The following is a 22,239-nucleotide window of genomic DNA, read 5'->3' as shown; positions in this document are numbered from 1 at the left end:
GAACTGGTCGGCAACACGCTTGAGCCTTGGAATCCAAGTTCACCGCCACTGACCACTCTCCTTGTGACCCGGCGCGGAGTACCCCCGAAACCTAAACTCCCCGCAGCCGATTGCCGGGCAGGTAGCACGCCAGGATCTGCCCCCCATCGGTTGGCAGGGACCAAACAACGATGATCGATGGGCCACATGCCTCTTGCATGGCGAGCCGATTGTCCAGCCCAGCATGCGGGCCATCGGTGCACCGGGCAAGGGAGAAGAGTTGATCCGCCCGTTTGCTGGGCTAAGGTCGGTCCCCATGAGAGCGAGTAATGGTCAAATTTCGTTGATGACGCGGTAATCAGGCGGCGTTTCTCTCGGCCTTTTCTCCATTGACGAACTTCACACCGGCGATGACATCGGGAAGCAGCGTCGCGCCATTGAGCAGCCGCCAGTGGTTCGCGGCGGACTCGCACAGCTTGAACACCATTGCCAGACACGCGATCCGACTGCCGTTGCCTTTGGTCCGGCGGTGACGCAGCCGCACCGTGGCGAACGTACTTTCGATCGGATTCGTCGTCCGCAGGTGCCGCCAGTGCTCGGCCGGGAAGTCGTAGAACGTCAGCAGCACCTCGCGATCCTTCACCAGGCACTCGGCCGCGCCGGGGTATTTGGCCGCGTAGTGGGCCACGAAGTGATCGAACGCCTGGTTCGCATTCTCCCGCGTCGGCGCCATCCAGATCTCGTGCAGCTTGGCCTTCGCGCCGGTCTGCACCCGCTTGGGCATCTTGTCCAACACGTTGGCCGTCTTGTGCACCCAGCAGCGCTGCGCCCGGGTCGTCGAATAGACCTTCGGCAGCGCCGCCCAGAAGCCCAGCGCTCCGTCCGCCGTGGCCAGCTTCGGGTCGATCGTCATGCCCCGTTGTTGGCAGTCCAGCAGCAGCGAATACCACGACTGCTCGCTCTCGCGATGGCCGTCGACCACCGCGATCAGCTCCTTGCGGCCGTCCGCCCTCGCGCCCATCAGCACCAGAATGCACTGCCGGTCTTCCTCCAGGCGGATGTTGAAGTGAATCCCATCCGCCCAGAGGTACACGTAGTGCTTGCCTTCCAGGGAGCGGCGATTCCATGACTGGTACTCGTCCTGCCAACTCGTCATCAAACGCGTGATCGTCGTGGCGCTGAGCCCCGCCGCCTGGGGACCGACCAGCGCCTGCAGGGCCTCGCTGAAGTCTCCGGTGCTGATGCCCTTGAGGTACAGCCAGGGGATCAACTCCTCGATGGCCTTCGTCTTCCGCAGGTACGGCGGCAAAATCGACGAACAGAACCGCTCCACGGCCTGGCCATTTGCATCCAACGCTTCGCCGGCCTCGCCGCGGCCGACGATCCGACGGTCCCACACCCGCGGCTGCGTCACCTCCACCGGCCCGACGCCGGTGACGAGGGTCCGGGTGGGATGATGGCCGTTCTTGACCACCTGCCGGCGGCCTTGCGGATCGCGCAGATCGGCGTGCCCTTCGATCCAGCCATCGACCTCCGCCTCGATCGCCTGGCCCAGGAGCCGTTGGGCCCCGTCCCGCAGAATCTCCGTCAAAACGTCTCGGCTGGGGACTGGAATCGTCTCGATCGACTCGTTACTCTCCTGCATCGGCGTACTCCTCTGCCCATCGTGGGCGGCTCGGAACCTCGAACAAGTCCCGAGAGTACGCCGCCTTTTTTTATCCCGCCACCATCAACGAAATTCGGTTATAGCTCCATGAGAGCCTCCGTTCTCAACTCTCCGGCCCGAGAGTGGGAACCTTGAGCCCGCCACACCGGCGGGCTCTGTTTGTTGGTTGGGCGAAGGAAAACAGACGTCCGCACGATTGGGAGTAGCGGACGGCTGTATTGAAAATGGATCGCGTCCCACATCGCAGGGATAATCGCGGACATGACGACATAGGGCATCCATTGGCATTCAACCTTTGCTAACCCATACCGTTCATGTCGAAGTGTCTCTGTTGCGCACATCCTCTTGTTTGAAGAGTGTTGGCTTCCCTCTAGTTGAAAGGCCGGTTGTGAAATCGGCCGACCCACAGGTTAACGCGCGACGCCCGAACGGAGACGTTCGGGCGTTTGGCTTTTTACGCCCGTTGTCGCAAGGATTTGCGCGACGAGGCGAATTGCCTTTTGTCTCTTGCCGAATCGCGCGCGACGTTGGCTTGGCCATGGGCCTGGGTCGAACTCTCCTCGATGAGGGCGAATGCAACCCCCGCGTGTTTCTGGTTCCGTGGTGAGGGGCACAACAAAAGGGCTCAGGCGACGCCACCCAGGTCGACACGGCGGGTGGAAATGTCGAGAATGCAATCCCCTTGGATTTAACGCCTCCATCACCGATGATGGGCCTGTGGATACCGACATCACCCGCGTTCTTATCGCCATCGAGGCTGGTGATGCCAAGGCATCGCCCGACCTCCTGCCGCTCGTCTATCAAGAACTCCGCGGTCTTGCGGCCAAGCGCTTAGCCCAAGAGAAGCCGGGGCAAACGCTGCAAGCGACGGCCCTTGTCCACGAAGCCTACGTCCGATTGGTCGGCAACGACGAACGGCGATGGAATGGTCGAGCCCATTTTCTGGCTGCAGCGTCGGAAGCGATGCGGCGCATACTGATCGAATGTGTTAGGGCCAAGAAACGTCAGAAAAGAGGCGGCGGTGGGCGGCGTTTCGATCTCACCACCGCGGACGTGACGATTGATGCGGTACCGGATGAAATCCTCGATCTCGATGAAGCCTTGACCAAGCTGGCTGCGGAAGACCCTGTCAAGGCGGAACTGGTGAAGCTCCGTTTCTTCGGCGGGATGAGTCTGCCGGAGGCGGCCGCGTTCCTGCGCATCTCAACCTCCACCGCCGATCGGTACTGGGCCTACGCGCGAGTATACCTGTATACTGAGCTGCGCGACAAGGCTGCGGCGGAGCACCTCTGACATGATTATTCTTCCATCGATGAGGTGATTTCGTGCGATTTGGCGCTTGACTTGGTGCGGCGAGTACGCATACGGATCGCGACCTGACGAGAATTCGGCCCGTCTGGGTACGTTTTGCCAGCAGAGGATGGTGATGACATGGCCGACAGACCTCTCGACACAGAATCGATCTTTTACGAGGCCCGTCAGATCGCGGACCCTGCCAAGCGCATAGCCTATTTGGACCGCGCCTGCGGCAGTGATACGGCGCTGCGGACGCGCGTCGAGAAATTGCTCTTGGCAGAGGGCGAGCTCGGCGACTTTTTGAAGACGCCGGGCGGCGAAATCGCCCATCAAATAGCGCCACCTGTTTCCAATATCAGCGACGCCATCACGTCGGACACTGCGCCTGGACTGGACATTACCCGACCCAGTGGCGGCGAAGGCGCCGTTCACCTCTCATCCCGAGACATGGCCGACCTCTCGGACGACGCAACGGACATCGGCACAATCATTGGTCATTACAAACTTCTCCAAGTCATCGGTGAGGGTGGTTTCGGTACGGTCTATATGGCCGAACAGGAAAAACCGGTTCGTCGACGCGTGGCGCTTAAGGTCATCAAGCTCGGTATGGACACGCGCCAGGTGATCGCCCGCTTCGAGCAGGAGCGGCAAGCCCTGGCGATCATGGATCATCCCAATATCGCCAAGGTTCTCGACGCCGGTGCGACTGACACCGGCCGGCCCTACTTCGTCATGGAGCTGGTCAAGGGCGTGCCGATCACCACCTACTGCGATACCCACAACCTCTCACCGCATGATCGACTGGAGTTATTCATTTCCGTTTGCCAGGCCGTGCAGCATGCCCACCAGAAAGGAATCATCCATCGCGATATCAAGCCAAACAACGTCCTCGTCTCCCGGCATGACGACAAACCTACGGTGAAGGTCATCGACTTCGGTATCGCTAAGGCCACCGGCGGCCGTCTCACGGAAAAGACGCTGTTCACCGAGTTCCGCCAGATGATCGGCACACCGGCCTATATGAGCCCGGAACAAGCCGGCCTTTCCGAACTCGATATCGATACGCGTACCGATGTCTACAGCCTCGGCGTTTTGCTGTACGAGCTGCTGACCGGCTCGACGCCGTTCGACATCAAGACACTGCTCAGCGCGGGGTATGCGGAGATTCAGCGGATCATCCGCGAGGTCGAGCCACCCACGCCCAGCGCACGGTTGTCGACGATGAAGGAAGATCTGCCCTCGGTCGCCGCCAGCCGCAAGACCGAGCCGACAAGATTGTCCAAGCTGATTCGTGGCGATCTCGATTGGATCGCAATGAAATGTCTGGAGAAGGATCGCTCGCGGCGCTATGAAACCGCAAACGATCTGGCGGCGGACATCCAGCGGTATCTTTCCGGCGAAGCGGTGGTGGCGGCGCCCCCCAGTGCCGTCTACCGGATGCGCAAGTTCGTCCGGCGCCATCGGAGCCCGGTCACAGCGGGGGCCTTGATCGCTCTGGCGATCATCGTCGGTTCGGGCCTCGCCTTCAGCGGCTTCCTGCAGGCGCGCGAACAGCGGGATCTGGCCATCGCCGCCGAAGCGAAAGCCGTTGCCGAAGCCCAAACCTCGAAGCAAGTCACGGACTTTCTCGTCTCGATGCTAAAGGGAGTTGGTCCGGGAGTGGCGCTGGGGCGGGATACCACGCTGCTGCGGGAAATCGTTGACGGCACCGCCGAACGCGTCGAGAAGGAGCTTTCGACCGAGCCGACCGTCGCCAGTCGCCTCCTTCGGATCATCGCGGTGGTCTACAATGAACTGGCAGTCTACGACAAGGCCGAGCAGACCGCTCGCCGGTCCGTTGAACTTTTGCGCGGAATCCCCGGTGAGAACTCCATCGCCATCGCCCGGGCGCTGATCGACTTCGCGAAAGTCCTCGAATCCACGGGCCGCTACGACGAGGCCAAGGCCACCTTCCAGGAGTCCTACGACATGTACTGTGGCGCAGGGGCGGGCGAAACCGACGACGCCTTGACCGCACTCAGTGGTGTCGGCGGTGTCCTCTTCCGCGTGAATGATTCGAAGGAGGCTGAGTCGGTATTTCGAAAGGTCTTGGATGGGCGAAGGGCGCTCACCGGCGCAGGCGATTCCGAGACTCTTGCTGGGGCACTCGATCGACTCTCCATCGTCATGGGGCGAAATCGCGAGAATCCAGCGGAGGCCGTGGCGCTTGCACGCGAGGCCTTGGCCATGCGCCGCCGTCTCTTCGGCGAAGTGCATCCAGACGTCACCCTGAGTCTATCAAACCTTGCCAGCCTGCTTTCAGATCGGAAGCAATTCGACGAAGCCATATCACTCGGCAACCAGTCCATCGAGCAACACCGTCAGCTCTTTGGAGATCGCCATCCGCGAACCGCCTCCGCATTAGAGGAGCTGGCCTGGATCTACAAGCAGGCGGGCCGTATCTCCGACGCCATCCCACTCTCCCGCCTCGCGGTTGATATCAACACCGAAAAGCTCGGAGCCGGCCACCGTACGACCCTCAACAGCAACTTCAGCCTCGGCTCCTTTCTCGACGCCGCCCGGGACTACGCCGGCGCCGAAGATCAATACCGCGCGTTGCTTGATTGGGCCCGCGCGAACTACGCAGCGGGGGACAACCGCACTTCCGCAGTAATCATGCTCGTCGCCAATGCGGTCATGAATCAGGGGCGACAAGGCGACGCCGAGACGCTCTATCGCGAGGCCCTCGAGGCGCGACTGGCCAACCCGTCCGCCAAGCAAACCCAAATTTCCGAATCCCGCAACGCCCTCGCCGATTGCCTCGTCGCGCAGGACCGTCGCGCCGAGGCAGAACCGTTGCTCCTTGCCGAGGAACTGCAATCGCAGGCGCCGGAAGCCGCACGGGCCGCCGCCCTGAACCGTCTGATCACCTTCTATGCCGTATGGGACTTGGCGGAACCAGGCTTGGGCTACAGTGAGAAGGCCGCCACCTGGCGCGACAAGCTCGACACCTGGCAAGCGACGACGCAGCCAACATCATTAAGACCGAGTTAGAAGAGGGCCGGAGTTCTCAATGGAGTTTTTTCGACCCTTGCCTTCTCGATCTGGCCGTCGTGACCTTCCCCCAGAAACTGGTCCAGCTCCATAGTTAGGATTCGGGGTTTGATCATGGAGGAAAGGTCATGAGCAGGAATCGTTTCAAGGCAGAAGAGATCGTGAGCAGGCTGTGTGAATTGTATTGGCTGATCACCCAAGGAGGGACGGAGGCCTAGGCAGGTGAGCAGCGTGCGCAACTGACTGCGGCTTAACGAAATATTAAGCCCGAGACATTGAGGCCGGGTACCGAAGTGCGGACATAAAAATGTCTCTGTTGCGAGCGTCCGATTGTTTGAAGTGCGTTGGGTTCCCTCTCGTTGAAAGGCCGGATGTGAAATCGGCCGACCCACAGGCTAACACGCGACGCCCGGACGGAGACGTTCGGGTGTTTGGCTTGTGTGCCGAGCATGTTCGGCTACTCGGAGGTGTAAGTCCTCTACCCAACCGGATGATGGCCGATTTCTCGCCCTGAGAATGGATTAACTTTGGGTACAAGTGCAGCGACTCTGATCCTAACCCGCATATTTCATCAGTGATCTTCGAATGGTGATGGACGGAGTTTTTCGGCTTTGTGCGTGAGCGGAGGGACGAAGGTGGAGGTTGGAGCGCGCAGGGCCCCCTTACCCCCAAGCGGTGATCAGGTTGTTTTTCGGGTCATGATGGGGCGGGCGGGATCAGGCGGAGTCGTGGAACCAGGGATCGCCACAGGTCCTGCAGGGGGCAGCTGCTCGACAGTCGCAGTACGACGCGGCGCACGGAGACGACCACCCGCGCGGCGACCTTGAGGAGTTTCAGGCGAATGGTGTTCACCTGGGCCTCGGCCAGTTCGGTGCCGGCCAGGGCCGTGCGGCGCAGCGTTTCCACCAGGACGTAGGCCGCCGAGGACAACAGCAGCCGGAACTGATTGGCCAGGAAGGCGTGGCAACTGGTGCGATCGGCGAAGAGCCCGAGCTGCTGCTCCTTGATGCGGTTCTCCATGTCGCCGCGGGCCGTGTACAGACCGTCGTAGATATCGTTCGGCGTGCGGTCGGTCAGGTTGGTCACCACGAATCGAACGTTGGGCCCCTGAACCAGCCGCTCGGCCTTGACGATCACGCGGCGCGGGCGATCCCAGGTCTGCGCCGCGTACTCGATCTCGTGGAAGTTCCGCACCTTCTGCTGCGTGGTGGCGAACTGGGCCTCGGCCGCCTGCATGAAGGACTCGGCCGCTTTCTCCAGGACGGTGTTGCGGGCCAGGCCCAGCACGTACTTGACGCCGTGCCGGTCGCACCATTTCATCATTCGCCGGCGGCAGAAGCCGGAATCCCCGCGGACGATGATCCGCACCCCGGGCCACGCCTGTCGCAAGCGCTGCACCAGCAGCTTCAGGATGGGCCAGGCGTGATGGGCCCCGTCGATGTTGCTGGGCCGCAGGTAGGAGACCAGCAGCCGCGAGCCGCAGAACACATACAGCGGTAGGAAGCAGTGGTGGTCGTAATAGCCGTGGAAGAAGCGGCCTTCCTGGTTGCCGTGGATCGGATCGTCGGTCGCGTCGAAGTCGAGGATCAATTCCTCCGGCGGCGATTCATAGGACGCGATGAACTGCTCCACCAGCACACGCGACATTCGTGCCAGGTCGCCGCGCGTGACGCGGTTCTCCAGCCGGCACAAGGTCGGACTGCTGGCCAGCGGCTCATCCGCGCTCGGCGGCCGCCCGGTCAGGACCGCCAGCACGGGATCGCTCCGCAGGGCTTGATGGTCGTTGAGATCTTCGTAGCCCATCGCAATGGCAAAGATGCGCTGGGCCAGCATGACCCGCTGGTCATGTTGAATTCGGGCCGGATCACGCGGGTCGTTGATGACCCCGGCCAGTTGATCGACCAGGCCCAGACGCCGCTCGACCTCCCGAAGCAGCAGACCCCCGGCGTCTGAGGTGAGCGTTCCGCCTGTGAAATCGGCCACGATTTTCTTGCGGCCGAGACTGGAAAAGAACATCGGTTTGCTGTTACAGTCTGTCACGAAAAAGCCTCCCTGCCTATGGACCGGAATGTTCTTAAGAAACCCCAGTCTACAAGGCTTCGAGGCTTTTTCTATTCCTATTCAACGCCGACCTGATGAAATATTCGGGCTAACTCGTGACCTGGATCCGTTGCGGGGGAAAGTTCACTCAACGAAGCCCCGCGCGGCTAGGCCGACTTTAACGAGGGCGTCGCCAAGACGTTCCTCATCGATCCGCACGGAATCGTAAACAACGCCGGATAGAATGCGCGGCAATGGACACTTGCGGCTGGACACGTTGAACGACTCCTTCATTCGGCGGACGGAAGGAACATGACTTCAAAGCCACTGCCAAATGTGTTCGTTGTCGGCGGAGGCTTCGTCGGCATCGCGGTGGCCAGAGCGTTGGACGGCATCGAAACTGCATTTTGACGGCAACCTGAATTCCGGTTATGGTTGAAAGTTCTCCTGCAAAGGGCATCCAGGAATTCGCAATCAAAAAGCTGGTGCGCACGGAGTCAATTGATACCCCGGCATTAGACGTAGAAGGAATGCGCCCTTGCTTCGAGAAGGGAAGAAATAAAAGCATTCGCAGCTACGGAGACCAACCTGTCTACAATTTCCAAATCCAGCGAAAAGCAGACCTTTTCATGGTTTGTCTTCGGCCTGATGGCCAGTGTTACCTTTGTCGGTATTCTGTCCGAGTTGGTGCCGTCGGGCATTTTGCCGCAAATGACCGCGGGGCTGGGCATTGAGGAAAGCGAGGTTGGCTTTCTGGTCGGTGTTTATGCGTTGGCTTCCGCCATCGCCGCCATTCCACTGATCAGTGCCACTCTCGCCTTCAACCGCAAAACGCTGCTAATGGCGCTGCTGATCGGGTTCGCGGCCTCCAATATCGTCGTCGGCCTCTCGTCGTCCTATGCGGTCATCATCGCCTTCCGCATCGTCGGCGGCATTTGCGCGGGCGTGATGTGGCCGATGATCGCGGCCTACGGCACGCGGCTGGTCCCCGACAACATGCATGGCAAGGCCATCACGGTCATCATGTCGGGCAACACCCTGGGCATCAGCATCGGCCTGCCGGCGATGACGGCGATCGGCCTCAAATTCGGCTGGCGGAGCGTCTTCATGGTTCTGGGGATGATTGTCGCAGTCATTGCCGTGCTGTCGTATTTCTATTTGCCAGCGGTGAAAGGCGAGAAGCTCAACAAGAGCAATTCGCCCCTGGCGGCGCTGAAAATGCCCTCCATCCTGATCGTCTTGCTTTTGACCTTTTTGTCAGTCGCGGCCCACTACGGCATCTACACTTACATCACCTTGTTGGTAGAGATGATCGGCTTCGCGGGCGGCATCGGCCTGGCGCTACTGATCTTTGGAATAGGGTCGGTGATCTCGGTGATTGGTTCTGCGAAATATATTGACGCCTATTTGCGCCCCCTGATCGTGGTCATGCTCGCCATTGGCGCGATTTCCATGGCCATGTTCCTTGCTTTTGATGGGACCATCGTCATCTCGCATATCGCGTTTTTCCTTTGGGGCCTGGCCTTTGGCCCGCTGGTGACGATGTATCAGACCGCCGTCAGCAAACAGGTTGAAGAAGCCAAAGACGTGGCCACTTCGGTGCAATCCAGCGTCTTCAATTTGTCCATCATGGGCGCCACCTGGGTCGGCGGAATGCTGTTGAGCGACTTCCCGATCACCGGCGTCAAACGCATCGTTTACATGTCACTGGCCTGCTTTGTCCTGGCCATCATCATCGCGTTTCTGGCCAAACGGACCCTCCGATCTTCCACCGGTTCATCCGACATTCTATGAAAGAGAAAATTATGAAAAAGTTCACGAATGCTCTAATCTATCGACAGCACGATGAAGCCAGCGAGATACTGGTCGATAAGGGCATCATCAAACAGATCGGAAAGAATTTGCCCAAGGCAGACCAGGAAATCGACCTGGGGGGCCGTCTGGTGGTCCCGCCCTACGTGGATCCCCACCTGCACCTGGATTACGTCTACACCGGCGGCAGCGAGGGCGCCACAAACGCGAGTGGCACCCTGTTCGAAGGGATCGCCCGCTGGCACGACGTCAAAAAGACCCAGACGCTAGAGGATGCCAGAGAACGCACGCTGAGGGGCATTCAGGAAGAGGTGTCAAAAGGCGTCCAGTTCATTCGCACCCACATCGACGTGGATGACCCAAAGCTCACCGGCCTGAAGGCGATGCTGGAAATCCGCGAAGAGCTCAAGGACAACGTCACCATACAGATCGTCGCTTTCCCGCAGGAGGGCATGTACGCCTACAAGGGCGGCGACGAGATGATCGAGGAGGCGTTGAAGATGGGCGCGGACTGTGTCGGCGGCATCCCGCACTTCGAGTGGGCACGCGAGTTCGGCGAGAAATCCGTCCACCACACCGTTGAGCTGGCTGTCAAGTACGGCAAGCTGATCGATGTGCATTGCGACGAGACTGACGATGTGATGAGCCGCTTCGTCGAACTTCTCAATGCCCTGGTGATGGCCGAAGGCATCGGCACCCGCGCGGCCGCGAGCCACACTTGCTCTTTCGGCTCGGCGGACAATGCTTACGCATTCCGCATGATGAGTCTGTTCCAGCAATCGGGGCTGAACTTCATCTCGCTGCCCACCGAGAATGCCTACTTACAGGGCCGGCAGGACACTTACCCCAAGCGCCGTGGACTCACCCGGATTAAGGAGTTCTGGGAAAGCGGCATCAATGTCTGTTTTGGCCAGGACTCGATCAACGACCCGTGGTATCCGGTCGGTAACGGCAACCTGATGAACATTCTGGATAACGGCATCCACCTCGCGCAGACGATGTCGTTCGACGAGTTGGACAGGTGCCTGGACCTGATCACCTACAACGGCGCCAAAACCCTGAATGTGGAAGACCAGTATGGCATCGAGAAGGGCAAGCCGGCGAACTTCCTCGTGCTGGACGCCGATTCGCCCTTCGAGGCGGTGCGCCAGCGCGCCGATGTACTGGCATCGATCCGCAACGGCAAATACCTGTTCAAGCGCCCCGAGCCGAGCTTCGAGATTGCGCTCGATCTCTTTGGGAAGACGACTTGAAAGAAACGCAACATGAACATTGGAATCGTCGGCTCAGGGACAACGCGAATCCGTCTTACTCTGAGCTCTCGGCACACTGGGCAAGGCCAACCCGCGCTATATGTTTCGGGGGAGCACCGCAGATCTGGTACTGCGAGAGATTCAAGACTGATGATCAAACCATTGAGTCGCGGTCGGCCCATGGCATGAAGACGCCCTCCCTCAGGAGGCCTGGGCGGTTGATACATGTGGTGGTACAGCGATGATTCTCGATTTCCTCATCGCCGTGTTTGGTACCTACGTCGGGCTGCTCCCGATTGCCAATCCCTTCAGCACTGCTGTTGTTTTTATTGCAATTACAGGCCGCTTCACCGAAGCAAAAGCGCAAGATCAGGCGAAACGGGCCTGCATCTACATGACGATCGTGCTCATCGTATCGCTGTTCGCCGGCGCCTTGATCATGACGTTCTTCGGCATCTCGATTCCGGCACTTCGGATCGCGGGAGGGCTCATCGTCGCCCGGATCGGTTTGCGAATGCTGAATCCGGAACCCGATCTGCCGGACGCCAGCGAATCTCGTCAACGCGATGGCATCCTCAGAAAGCCCGATCTGGCGTTCGTCCCGCTCGCCATGCCTATGCTGAGCGGTCCGGGTTCGATTGCGGTCACGATTGGCATGGCGGCGGGCGTCGAGAGAATCTGGGAGTACGGCGCTATCGCGATCGGTATCGTGCTGGTGGCGTTGACATCATGGTTCGTGTTGCGCAGCGCCCGACGCATCATCGACCTGCTCGGCCCGGCGGGTCTCAACGCGCTCACTCGGGTGATGGGATTTCTGCTTGTATGCGTCGGTGTGCAGTTTATCGCGACGGGCAGCATTGACATGCTGTCCGATGAAGCAATGCTTGCTGCGCTCATCAAGGCAATCCATGCCGTGACCCAGCAATAGCGGAACATTGCGTGCCACTTGCGGTCGCGACAGGAGAAGGATCATGCGGTTCTTCATTTCGACCAAAATAAGCAATTCGCCAGTGATGGATCATGCACACGAGAGCGAGCGAGCCGGTTCCTTCGGGATCCATGAAAGACCGGAACGACATCGAGGTGGGCAAGCCGGCCAGCTTTCTGGTGCTGGACGCCAATACCCCATCGAGGCGGTGCGCCGGCGCGCCGATGTGCTGGTATCGATCCGAAATTGGGAATACCTGTTCAATCGTCCAGAGCCGCGCTACGATATCGTGTTCGACCTGTTCAACAAGACCAGGCAGCGATCACACCAGTGGCTAATCAGGAGACAGATATGAGCATCAGCAAAAGAGTTGCCCTCATCGCCAGCGCGGGCAGAAACGCGACGGTGGCGATCATGATGATGGCGATAACGTCCGGGCTGCTGACGCAGGCCGGGTGCGCTACGTCGTCTCGAGCCAGCTGCGACGAACTCGATCGTCGTGCACCGCACCAACATCACACAACGAGCGATCCAACGCGATCTGCCCTGACGACGCCGCCTGTGATCGTGACCGAGCACGAACACCTGCACCACCAGTTGGATGCGGCGATCGCATCGGGGGACGCCACGGGCGAGCGCGCCCGCGAGGTCGCTGCGATCCTGCAGTCGCACTTCGAGCAGGAGGAGGCCTTCGCCATGCCACCGCTGGGCCTGCTCGATCCGCTGGCGCGGAATGAACCTCTCGATGATGCGACGGTCAAGGAGGCGATCAAGATGGCCGAGCGCCTTCGGGATGAATACGCCAACATGCTGCACGAACACGAGGTGCTGACCGCTGCGCTGCACCGTCTCGCATCTGCGGCGAGAGAGGAAAACAAGCCCGATCACGCCGCGTTCGCAGAGGCGCTCATCATGCATGCGCAGCACGAGGAGCAGGTTCTCTATCCGGCGACCCTTGTGATCGGCGAATACCTCAAGCTCATGCAGCAGCCGCACGAGAGCGCACAGCACGCGCGGTAGGCGACGCGCATCAAGAGAGCGAACCGAGGAGATTGAAATGAGCATCAAAGGAAAAGTCGCGCTCGCTACGGGCGCTAGTCGGAGCATCGGTCTTGCCATCGCGCTTCGACTGGCCAACGATGGCGCCGATGTGTTCGCCGCTGTTGATCACACGGAAAAAGAGCTCGGCGGCTTCGACATCATCGTCAATAACGCAGGGATCGCCTCCATCCAGCCACTGGCCGATGTCACGCCTGAGGAGGTCGACAATATCATGAAGATTAATGTCAACGGCGTGCTATGGGGCATCCAGGCGGCGGCGAAGAAGTTCAGGCGCCTCAAGCACAAGGGCAAAATCTTCAGCGCTGCATCCATCGCAGGCCACGAAGGCATCGCGCTCCTCGGTGTTTACTCCGCAACCAAATTCGCCGTGCGCGCCCTGACACAAGCGGCGGCGAGGGAACTCGCGTCCGATGGCATCACCGTCAACGCCTACTGCCCCGGTGTCGTCGGCGTCGACATGTGGGGCGAGATCGATCGGCGCATGGTTGAGATCGCCGGGGCCAGGATCAGCGAAATCTACAAGAAGTTCGTCGGCTGCATCGCACTCGGTCGCGCGCAGTCACCGGAAGATGTCGCGGCTTTGGTCTCCTACCTGGCCGGACCCGATTCAGACTACATGACAGGGCAGGCTCCGCTGATCGATGGCGGTCTTGTCTATCGATGAGCGAGTTGCCGGTGACGACCGAACTCATCCCTCCTTCCCGAAAGGACACTGAACCATGCTCAAGCTAGCGATCATCATTGGAAGCACCCGTCCGGGGCGCGTCGGCGAGTCCGTCGCGCGGTGGGTTTACGAGCTCGCGCAGAAGCGCGGGGACGCTGATTACGAACTGGTGGACATCAAGGACTTTAACTTGCCCCTGCTGGATGAGCCCATTTCACCGTCACAGGGCAAGTACTCCAAGGAGCACACCAAGCGCTGGGCGGCGAAGATCGCATCCTTCGACGGCTATGTGTTCGTGACGCCCGAGTACAACCACGGCATCTCCGGTGCGCTGAAGAACGCGATCGATTTCATCTACGCCGAGTGGAACAATAAGGCGGCCGGTTTCGTCGGCTACGGCAGCGCGGGCGGCGTGCGCGCGGTGGAGCACATGCGCCTGGTGATGGCCGAGGTGCAGGTCGCAACCGTGCGCGCGCAGGTCATGCTCTCGCTGTTCAACGACTTCGAAAATTTCACGACATTCAAGCCGGCATCGCGCCATGAGAAGTCAGTCGGCACGATGTTCGATCAGCTCAACGCATGGAGCGGCGCAATGAAGGCTCTGCGAGGAAAGAGCGCATGATTGATGGGTTTCCGAAAGGCCTCCGCGAACGCATCCCGTCCAAGCAGCGGCAACGCAATGGGAGCCTCACGGATACCAGACGATGTCCGGCGATGTGATCCATGAAGCCGCGAATATCGAGGTCTGCGTCCCCAACAAGGCATTCGCCTTATTTCACGATGTATTTATGATGATATCCGCCACCCCCATAAATCTTCCTGCCCGGACCGGTATGTGCATAGGCGTGGGGAACGCGATGGCCTTAGACTACCTCCCCTTGGCAGGAACGGATGGGCCCAGACTGGCTCGCAGAGATTGCTTTCTTCTTTTTCAACAATTGCAGACGCAAGAAAGAGGTAAGGTATGAATTCACTTCTTCACGATTACTCCACCGGCATTCTTGGCAACGTGCAGCCGCCCTGTCTCTCGCTCTATCAGCCGACGCATCGGCATCACCCGGGTAATCAGCAGGACCTGATTCGCTTTCGCAATCTTCTCAAAGAGATGGAACTGTCGCTTCGGAAAAATTATCCTGCACACAACCCGCGGAGCGTGCTGCGGCCCTTCGAGGAGCTCGCGCAGAATCTCGATTTCTGGAATCACACACTCGACGGTCTGGCCGCATTCGCTGCGCCCGATCGGTTCCGGGTTTATAATCTGGCGCGTCCGGTGAGAGAACTGTCGATTGTCGCGGAGAGTTTCCACATCAAGCCGCTCATCCGCTTCCTGCAAACAGCCGATCGCTATCAAGTCCTCGGCGTCGGCCGGGAGAAGATCAATTTTTTTGAAGGAAATCAGGACGTGTTGAATGAAGTGGAGCTGGACCCTGCAGTTCCGCGCATCCCGAGCGAAGCGCCGAAACGCGAGGCGAAAGAATTGCTCCTTTCGACCTGGGCCTCCTCGGCCGGCGATCCCGGAGTGCATTTCAGCAAAGGCTCCAAATCTAAAATAGAGGACAATGCCGCGACGCGGTTTCTCCGGGCCGTCGATCGAGCGATCCTAGAACACTACTCACGCCCCACTCGTTTGCCGTTGATCCTGGCGGCGCTTCCCGAGAACCAAAGCTTTTTCCGCAGCATCACCCGCAATCCGTTTCTACTTCCCGACGAAGTGACTGTACATCCCGACGCGTTAACGATCGACGCCTTGCGCGAGCGCGCCTGGGTGGCAATGGAACCTCATTACTGCACGCGCCTGGCCGGACTGGTGGAAATGTTCGGGACCGCGCGTGCCAAGGAGCTGGGCGACGATCATCTCGAAAGCGTCGCAGCGAGCGCCGTCGCCGCGCGAGTGGCAACGTTGCTCACGGAAGCGGATCGTCACATTCCCGGCCGTATCGACCCGGAAACAGGCGCAATCGTTCTCGGCGGCAATGCCGTGGACGACGTGCTCGATGACATTGCTGAGCTGGTGTTGAAATACGGCGGTCAGGTCGTGATCGTGCCTAGCGAGCAAATGCCAACCCGAACCGGAATCGCCGCGATTTACCGCTATTGAGTTGGGGTGAGCCACAAGCCTAACAGAAAAAGCAGGAGGCGCCTCATGGCGGAGCGGCCTCAGGATACCGAACGATCGAGCCGGGTCCTTCGGGATCCGATCCCGGTTGTTCCGATCCAGGGACTGACCCGTCCGTTCGTACGGTTTCTGCATGTCGAGTCGGCGAGCGGTGTAGTGCTCGCCGCCTGTACGGTAATCGCGATCATCCTAGCGAACTCACGCTGGGCCGATCCGTATCGCACGTTCTGGGACCAGTCGGCCCGCATCGGCATCGGTAGCCACGCTCTCGACTATCCCCTGTGGTACTGGGTGAACGATGGGCTGATGACGATCTTCTTCTTCGTCATCGGGTTGGAGATTAAGCGGGAAGTGACGAGTGGCGAGCTGCGCGATCGCCGTAAGCTCGCGCTTCCGGTCGTCGCCGCGATCGGCGGCGCCCTCGTGCCCGCGGCGATCTACGCGGCACTCCAATGGGGTGGGCCCGGCCGGCGTGGATGGGCCATCCCGATGGCCACGGACATCGCATTCGTCGTCGGCTGTCTCGTGCTGTTAGGGAAACGCGTTCCCGCCGGATTAAGGATCTTTGTCCTGACGGTGGCGATCGTAGATGACATCCTTGCCGTTTCGGTCATCGCGGTCTTTTACACCGAGTCGATCACGCTGGCGTGGATACTGGCGGCCGCGGCGGGTTTCGGGTTGACGACGCTGCTCAATCGGCTGGGCGTTCGTCCGGTCACCGTGTATGTGCTCGTGGGCGTTGGCATCTGGTTTTGCACGCTCAAATCCGGTGTTCACCCGACGATCGCTGGGGTCTTGCTGGGCCTCCTGACGCCTGCGAGCGCATGGCTCGGGTCCAACTCTCTGCTCGAGGTCATTGATGGCGCGGCGGACACCTTGCAGCACGGAGCGAAGCCTGAGCGGACTGCGTTGCTCCATCAGATGCGGCTGGCAAGCCGCGAGATCGTGTCCCCGTTGGAACGACTGGAGGTAGCGCTGCATCCTTGGGTTGGATTCGTGATCATCCCCATCTTCGCGTTGGCCAACGCCGGCGTTCCGATTGCGGTCGATGCCCTCGTCGATCCGGTGGCGATCGCCGTGGCGGCCGGACTCGTGATCGGCAAACCGGTCGGTATCGTTGCCTCCGCCTGGCTCACGATTCGACTCAGTTGGAGCGCGCTGCCAGCCGGCGTGTCCTGGCCAGCCCTCGCGGGCGCCGGCTGCCTTGCCGGCATCGGATTCACCGTGTCGCTGTTCGTCGCCTCACTCGGCCTCGAAGGGGACACCTTGCTGACTGCCAAGTCCGGGATCCTTACCGGATCTGCGATCAGCGGGATTCTGGGGCTTGTCATCCTCATCCGCGTGCTGCAGCCGCATGCGCCGGCAGTTGCACCCGAGCCTGAACTGCCGGAGCCCGGCCGACTATGAAGCCGCGGCATGGACACTCTTAACCACATGTTCGCTAAGCGTGGGGAACCCCAACCTCAAGCATCCAAGGAAAGCACTGTCTTACGGAGTAGGCGCGTTTGCCTCAAGAGGTGTCGAGGTGCCGGCAGCGCCGCCTCGGTCTTCGTTGATTCTGTCGAGTTGCTGGGCGACGATGCGCGTAGTGGGATGTTGTGGGCCGAGCGACTTGCTCAAGTCTTCCAGAGCCTGCGTGAGGTGCGGCCGTGCCTCGTCGAAACGGTCCGCTTCAATCAGGGCCTTTCCAAGCGTCGCACGCAAGTTGGATCGAGAGATGTGCCCGTGTGGCAGCTTTTCGTCGGCCATGGTAATGGCGTCATTTAATAGCGGGATCGCCTCGTTCAGTCGGCCACGTTTGGCCAAGGTTGCGCCGGCGTTGTTGGTAATGAGCAATGTAAGCGGGTGGGCCGGGCCAAGCGTCTCGCGGCTGACGGCAAGAGCATGAAGCGCCAAGGTCTCGGCCTCTTCGAGAAGGTCCCGTGCGAGAAGGGCCTTTACCAGATTGTTCATGGACAGGAGGGTGTCGACGTGTGTCGGACCGAGCAGGCGTCGACGTAGTTCGAGAACTTGTCGCAGCATCACTTCCCCTTCGATCAGCCGCTGCCCCCCATCGTCGACGAGGATAAGGGCGAGACTGCTCATCGTGGTAAGCGTCTGCGGATGCTCGGCGCCAAGGGAACTTCGGCGGGCATCAATGACCTGACGATAGAGCGCTTCGGCCGCCTCGTTATTGGCTTGGCGGGCAAGCAAATTGGCGAAATTGTTCATCCAGACGAGCGTGTCGCGGTGGTCGTCCCCGAGGAGTGCGCGGCCACGCTGAAGGGCGCTGCGGGCCAGCGGCTCGGCCTCGGCAAGTCGGCCCTGATCAGAAAGCAGCAGCGACAGGTTGTTGGTTGTCACTATCGTGTCGAAGTGGTCTTCGCCCAGCCTCTGGGTCATCAATGCGAGGGTTTCACGAAGCACTGTCTCGGCGTCTGCTAATTTGCCCTGGGCGTGCAGAAGGCGACCGTAGCTGTTCATGTTGCGAAGCGTATCGGGGTGGTCGGCTCCCAGGACTTCGCGCGTAAGTCGCACGAGATCTTCATACATCGGCGCGGCCTCGTCGAGTTTGCCGCGCGCTTTGAGCAGCATGGCGAGATAATTCATAGTGCCGAGCGTGAGTGGGGCGCGATCGCCGAGTGTGCGGCGCTGAATCTCCAGGATTGTGCGATATTCGGCTTCGGCCGCGTCAACCTGGCCCATCTCCTGCCGGACTGCGGCGAGGATTTTCCGCGTGATGAGGGTCGAAGGGTTCTCCTCGCCCAGAATTCGGCGCGATCGTTCGAGCGCCTCTTCGAGCAGAACCTGTGCCTCGGCCTGTTTGCTCCGTTTACGCAGTAGGTTTGCCAGGTTGTGCAATACATCGTTTGCGAAGGGGCTATCTGGACTCTGAGTTCGCCGCGCGGTATCGAGGCACTCTCGGAAAAGCGATTCGGCTTCTTCATAGCGGCTCTGGTCTTCAAAGGCCGTCGCCAGTCCGTTCTGCGCCGCCAATGTATCGGCGTGCTCCATCCCAAGGGCGTGCATGGCGAGATCGAGACCGGCGCGATAGCTTCGCTCGGCCTCTTTGGCATGACCGAGCGCGAGATAGGTCTGACCAATCGTGTTGTGCATGGCGACGGCGACCTGTGGCTCCCGGGCCAGTTGCTCGTCCACGCGGCCGGCCGCCGTATCGAGGACTTCGCGAACCGTCACTTCTTTGCCTTGCGAGGTATTGGGATCGGCCGCGGCGAGGGTGTCTCGCAGGAAGTTCGAAGTGGTTTCCGCTTTGCGCGCTTCAACCTGCGCTTTGCGGTAGAGGATTCCGAGTGCGACCGCCGATACCGCGATGATCAAGACAAACCCGCAGGCGACTCCGGTCTGCACGCGATACCGCCGCAACGTCTTGCGCAGGACGTACCATCCGCTGTCGCGCTTGGCCTCAATGGCTTCACCGTCGAGGTATCGCTGCACGTCACTGGTCACCTGCCCCGCCGTTTGGTAGCGCCGCTCGGGGTCTTTATCGAGGCACTTGAGCGTCATCGTCGCCAATTCTTCATCAATGGCGGGATTGTGGTGGCGAGGGTCGACCGGTGGTTCACGCAAGATGCGGTCGAGCACCTCGCGAGACGTACCGCTCACGTCATACGGCAGCCTACCGGTCAGGATCCGATACAAAACCACGCCGAGCGAATAAACATCCGAGCGCGTATCAACCTTGTCGGGCCGACCTTCGGCCTGCTCGGGACTGCACCATGGGAGCGATCCGATGAACTGGCCCGCGAACGAGACTTCGCTCGATGGGCCGCCGCCCGTCCGATTGCCCGAAAGTTTCGCCAGGCCGAAGTCCAGGACGTGCGGATGTCCAGTCTCGTCCACGCGGATGTTGGACGGCTTGATATCCCGATGGATGACCCCGCGGAGATGTGCCGAATTGACCGCCTGGCAGATGGAATGAAATAAGTGAAGGATATTCCGGATGTTCGAGCGAGGCCCGTCGGGTGTGAATCGACACGACTTTGGTCCGCGCGCCCGTTGCTCGTCAACAAAAGTGTCCAGCGCGGAGCCGGCGACGTAGTCCATCACGAAATAAAGACTGCCGTCGACGATGCCGCTTTCGTGGATCGTTACAATGTTGGGATGGCTCAAGCCGGCGAGGATTTCGACCTCTCGCTGAAAGCGCGCCCGCTCGCCCGGGCCCGAAAACGGCCCTTCGCGCAAGACCTTGATCGCCACATCGCGCTGAGTGAACTTCTGGACCGCCCGATAGACAACGCCCTGGCCGCCCCGGTGAATCTCGCCGCGGACATCGTATCCCGCCAGGAAAAACGCCGACGACTTGTCTCGGTCGATTCGATCCGCCGGACCAAGCCCCAAGACGTTACTCGATCCGCCTGCACGTCGTCGCGCCGCCTCCACGTTTCGAAGCTCCCCCAGAAGCTCTCGTAGGTCGGGCATCAGTTCAGGATGGGCCTCGATGATAGCGTCGTCGGAAAGGTCTTCGCCCTGCAGCCGACGGGCGATTGCATCTTCAACAACAGGCAGGAGTCGGGCATGCCGCGAATCGGGTGCGTCACCAACCGAAGATGATCTGCGCGACATATGAGGAACTCCCGGACCGATCCAGCGCAAGGCGACTGCCCTCACCCCTTATTAGCTCAACGACTACCAAGGGTGGCGCGCTCCGAAATAGTCAAAACCGTCCTTTTGCCTTCGTCAACCGCGACTCAAAAAGCGAGACTCGGTACCCAACAGTTCACGGAGCCGCGACTTCGCCTTGTAACAAAGATTATGGACTGCACGCTCAGTGCGATTCATGCCGGAAGCGGCCTCTTTCACCGTAAGCCCCTGCAAATACACGAGTGTGACGGCCTGTTGATAATCTTCGGGGAGCATCGCCAGAGCCACGCGGACTGCGCCAACGGCTTCGACGCTGGCGGCGCAGCGGCTTGGGCTTTTCTCATCGCCCGCCATCAGATCCAGAAGCATGACGACTGATTCGCCGATGCCCGGTGCCACGCCATGTACCTGCTTCTTATCGCCGCCGTGCTTGTCGGCAGCGCGCATCTTGATGGCGTCCCGCAATTTGCGAAGGGCGATGGTGCGAATCCAGCGGCCGAAGGAGTCAGGCCCGCGCGACTCAAAGCCGCCGATGTGGCGAAAGACCTCGGCGTAGGCTTCCTGAACGAGATCGTCGGCATCGATTCCACCGCGCAGATTCGACGGAATGCGCCCTGCGATATAGTCGCGGATGCCGCGACGATGTGTGGTCAGCAGTAGCGTCAATGCGACCGCATCACCCGCAATCGCACGCTGAACGGCATCAGTTGGGTTATCGGCGGGGTCCATCAGCGAGTCACCGTTCTTCAAGAAAGGCCGGTCGCCGCCACGACTGCTACCGGACACCCATTGATTATATCAACCCGCAATTCCCTTGAATCCCTCGTAAATTGTGCCCTCGAACAGATCCTCGCGAATGGGGCTGCCCGCTGGGATGACGAGTTGCCGGCCGATCACGCGGGGCCCACGGCCTCCATTCCATCACAACGGCAAATTCCGGATCGGAACGGAGGGCACAAAGGAAATTGGAGTAATGCAGGCTGTTTTCTCCTTTACGTTCATGTGCACTCTGGATTCGCCGCAATCCACGCACTTTGGATGGCAAACTGCGAGAAAACCATGTCGATTCAAACCCTGCTCTTATGCGTGGCCGTTGCGATCGTGGCCGGCGGCATGCAGTGCCAACCCGCATTGTGTCCGGCCGACAAACCTGTCATTAATCCACTAACTGGCCTGTGCGAACCGGCAGGCGGCGACGACACCATCGTCCCCGGCGGTCGGACCTTTTCGCCGGGCCCTGGAACCGGCGGACTACGGACTGAGCCGGATACCGACACGTCGATGGGCGAAGACGCAGACCCTGACGCGGTCGATTTGCTCATTTTCGGATTGAACGGACGCTGGCTCGAACAGGATAACGGCAGGACCAGTTGCATTGTGCATTTTGCTTCGGAAATGACGTCGACGCTGATCGAGCAACGAGTTTGCGAACATCTCGATGGCACGAACACCATTTCCCACACCTTCGCCGATTTGGAGGGCGTGGTGAACGGCGACACGATTACAGGGCGAACGATCGTGTGTCGGTATGGCAACTCGGACCCAGCGCTCAACGGGACAGACTTCTCTCCAATGATGCTGACGATCAGCCCGGATGGGAAAACGCTCTCCGGAACGTATATCGTCGACACCGAAGTGCTTGAATTTTCCCTCCAGCGCCAAACGGTCGGCCATTGCCAGGGTGGGGATGAACTGCTTCAGGAAAGGATTGACGCAGGAATGGTGCGGGTCCGAATTCCTGAGTCTTTTTCGACCGAGCTTGGTCATGGCGGAGGCGGGCGTTAACGGCTTGGGGCAATGTACTGCCAG

The 22,239-nt window shown here is 60.2% G+C and carries 16 protein-coding genes; 12 read left to right on the top strand and 4 right to left on the bottom strand.

Annotated features, from left to right (window positions below; genetic code table 11):
• Nucleotides 1-337: 337 nt before the first annotated feature.
• A complete protein-coding gene (locus tag HS101_19740) occupies nucleotides 338-1,624 on the bottom strand; it encodes an IS256 family transposase (GenBank protein MBE7508494.1) in 1,287 nt (428 codons plus the stop codon).
• Nucleotides 1,625-2,218: 594 nt separating this feature from the next.
• On the opposite strand from HS101_19740, the gene HS101_19735 reads away from it, so the two are divergent.
• Nucleotides 2,219-2,938 carry an RNA polymerase subunit sigma gene (locus HS101_19735; GenBank protein MBE7508493.1) on the top strand — a complete coding sequence of 240 codons (720 nt, stop codon included), beginning with the start codon at nucleotides 2,219-2,221 and terminating at the stop codon, nucleotides 2,936-2,938.
• Nucleotides 2,939-3,076: 138 nt separating this feature from the next.
• The gene (locus HS101_19730) at nucleotides 3,077-5,974 is read left to right on the top strand and encodes a tetratricopeptide repeat protein (protein ID MBE7508492.1); all 2,898 of its coding nucleotides are present in this window, start codon (nucleotides 3,077-3,079) and stop codon (nucleotides 5,972-5,974) included.
• 696 nt (nucleotides 5,975-6,670) lie between these two features.
• On the opposite strand, the gene HS101_19725 is transcribed toward HS101_19730, so the two are convergent.
• Nucleotides 6,671-7,990 carry an IS1380 family transposase gene (locus tag HS101_19725; GenBank protein MBE7508491.1) on the bottom strand — a complete coding sequence of 440 codons (1,320 nt, stop codon included), beginning with the start codon at nucleotides 7,988-7,990 and terminating at the stop codon, nucleotides 6,671-6,673.
• Between the two features lie 672 nt (nucleotides 7,991-8,662).
• Between HS101_19725 and HS101_19720 the strand changes: the two genes are divergently transcribed.
• From HS101_19720 to nhaA, 9 genes are all read left to right on the top strand, one after another.
• On the top strand, nucleotides 8,663-9,808 hold the full coding sequence (locus tag HS101_19720) for an MFS transporter (protein MBE7508490.1): 1,146 nt from the start codon (nucleotides 8,663-8,665) through the stop codon (nucleotides 9,806-9,808).
• Nucleotides 9,809-9,819: 11 nt separating this feature from the next.
• Nucleotides 9,820-11,079, top strand: coding sequence for a cytosine deaminase (gene codA / locus HS101_19715; protein MBE7508489.1), 1,260 nt, complete (start codon nucleotides 9,820-9,822; stop codon nucleotides 11,077-11,079).
• A 241-nt stretch (nucleotides 11,080-11,320) separates the two neighbouring features.
• Nucleotides 11,321-12,007 carry a MarC family NAAT transporter gene (locus tag HS101_19710; protein MBE7508488.1) on the top strand — a complete coding sequence of 229 codons (687 nt, stop codon included), beginning with the start codon at nucleotides 11,321-11,323 and terminating at the stop codon, nucleotides 12,005-12,007.
• A 43-nt stretch (nucleotides 12,008-12,050) separates the two neighbouring features.
• Complete coding sequence (locus tag HS101_19705; protein MBE7508487.1) at nucleotides 12,051-12,362, top strand: hypothetical protein; 312 nt, start codon at nucleotides 12,051-12,053, stop codon at nucleotides 12,360-12,362.
• Entirely contained in the window at nucleotides 12,359-13,027 is a 669-nt protein-coding gene (locus HS101_19700; GenBank protein ID MBE7508486.1) for a hypothetical protein, read from the top strand. Before HS101_19705 ends, HS101_19700 begins: the two co-directional genes overlap by 4 nt.
• Before the next feature lie 37 nt (nucleotides 13,028-13,064).
• A complete protein-coding gene (locus tag HS101_19695) occupies nucleotides 13,065-13,733 on the top strand; it encodes an SDR family oxidoreductase (GenBank protein MBE7508485.1) in 669 nt (222 codons plus the stop codon).
• Between the two features lie 55 nt (nucleotides 13,734-13,788).
• Nucleotides 13,789-14,355 carry an NAD(P)H-dependent oxidoreductase gene (locus HS101_19690; protein ID MBE7508484.1) on the top strand — a complete coding sequence of 189 codons (567 nt, stop codon included), beginning with the start codon at nucleotides 13,789-13,791 and terminating at the stop codon, nucleotides 14,353-14,355.
• Between the two features lie 342 nt (nucleotides 14,356-14,697).
• Nucleotides 14,698-15,831, top strand: coding sequence for a hypothetical protein (locus tag HS101_19685; GenBank protein MBE7508483.1), 1,134 nt, complete (start codon nucleotides 14,698-14,700; stop codon nucleotides 15,829-15,831).
• Nucleotides 15,832-15,876: 45 nt separating this feature from the next.
• On the top strand, nucleotides 15,877-17,256 hold the full coding sequence (gene nhaA / locus HS101_19680) for a Na+/H+ antiporter NhaA (protein MBE7508482.1): 1,380 nt from the start codon (nucleotides 15,877-15,879) through the stop codon (nucleotides 17,254-17,256).
• A gap of 81 nt (nucleotides 17,257-17,337) precedes the next feature.
• On the opposite strand, the gene HS101_19675 is transcribed toward nhaA, so the two are convergent.
• The gene (locus HS101_19675; GenBank protein ID MBE7508481.1) at nucleotides 17,338-20,412 is read right to left on the bottom strand and encodes a tetratricopeptide repeat protein; all 3,075 of its coding nucleotides are present in this window, start codon (nucleotides 20,410-20,412) and stop codon (nucleotides 17,338-17,340) included.
• Between the two features lie 114 nt (nucleotides 20,413-20,526).
• Complete coding sequence (locus tag HS101_19670) at nucleotides 20,527-21,216, bottom strand: sigma-70 family RNA polymerase sigma factor (protein ID MBE7508480.1); 690 nt, start codon at nucleotides 21,214-21,216, stop codon at nucleotides 20,527-20,529.
• A 495-nt stretch (nucleotides 21,217-21,711) separates the two neighbouring features.
• Between HS101_19670 and HS101_19665 the strand changes: the two genes are divergently transcribed.
• Nucleotides 21,712-22,215: a hypothetical protein gene (locus HS101_19665; protein ID MBE7508479.1), complete on the top strand. Its 504-nt coding sequence runs from the start codon at nucleotides 21,712-21,714 to the stop codon at nucleotides 22,213-22,215.
• Nucleotides 22,216-22,239 lie beyond the last annotated feature (24 nt).

Source organism: Planctomycetia bacterium (assembly GCA_015075745.1).
Classification (GTDB): Bacteria; Planctomycetota; Phycisphaerae; order UBA1845; family UTPLA1; genus UTPLA1.
The sequence above is the reverse complement of the archived record's forward strand: the minus strand, read 5'-3'. Positions and strand labels throughout refer to the sequence as shown.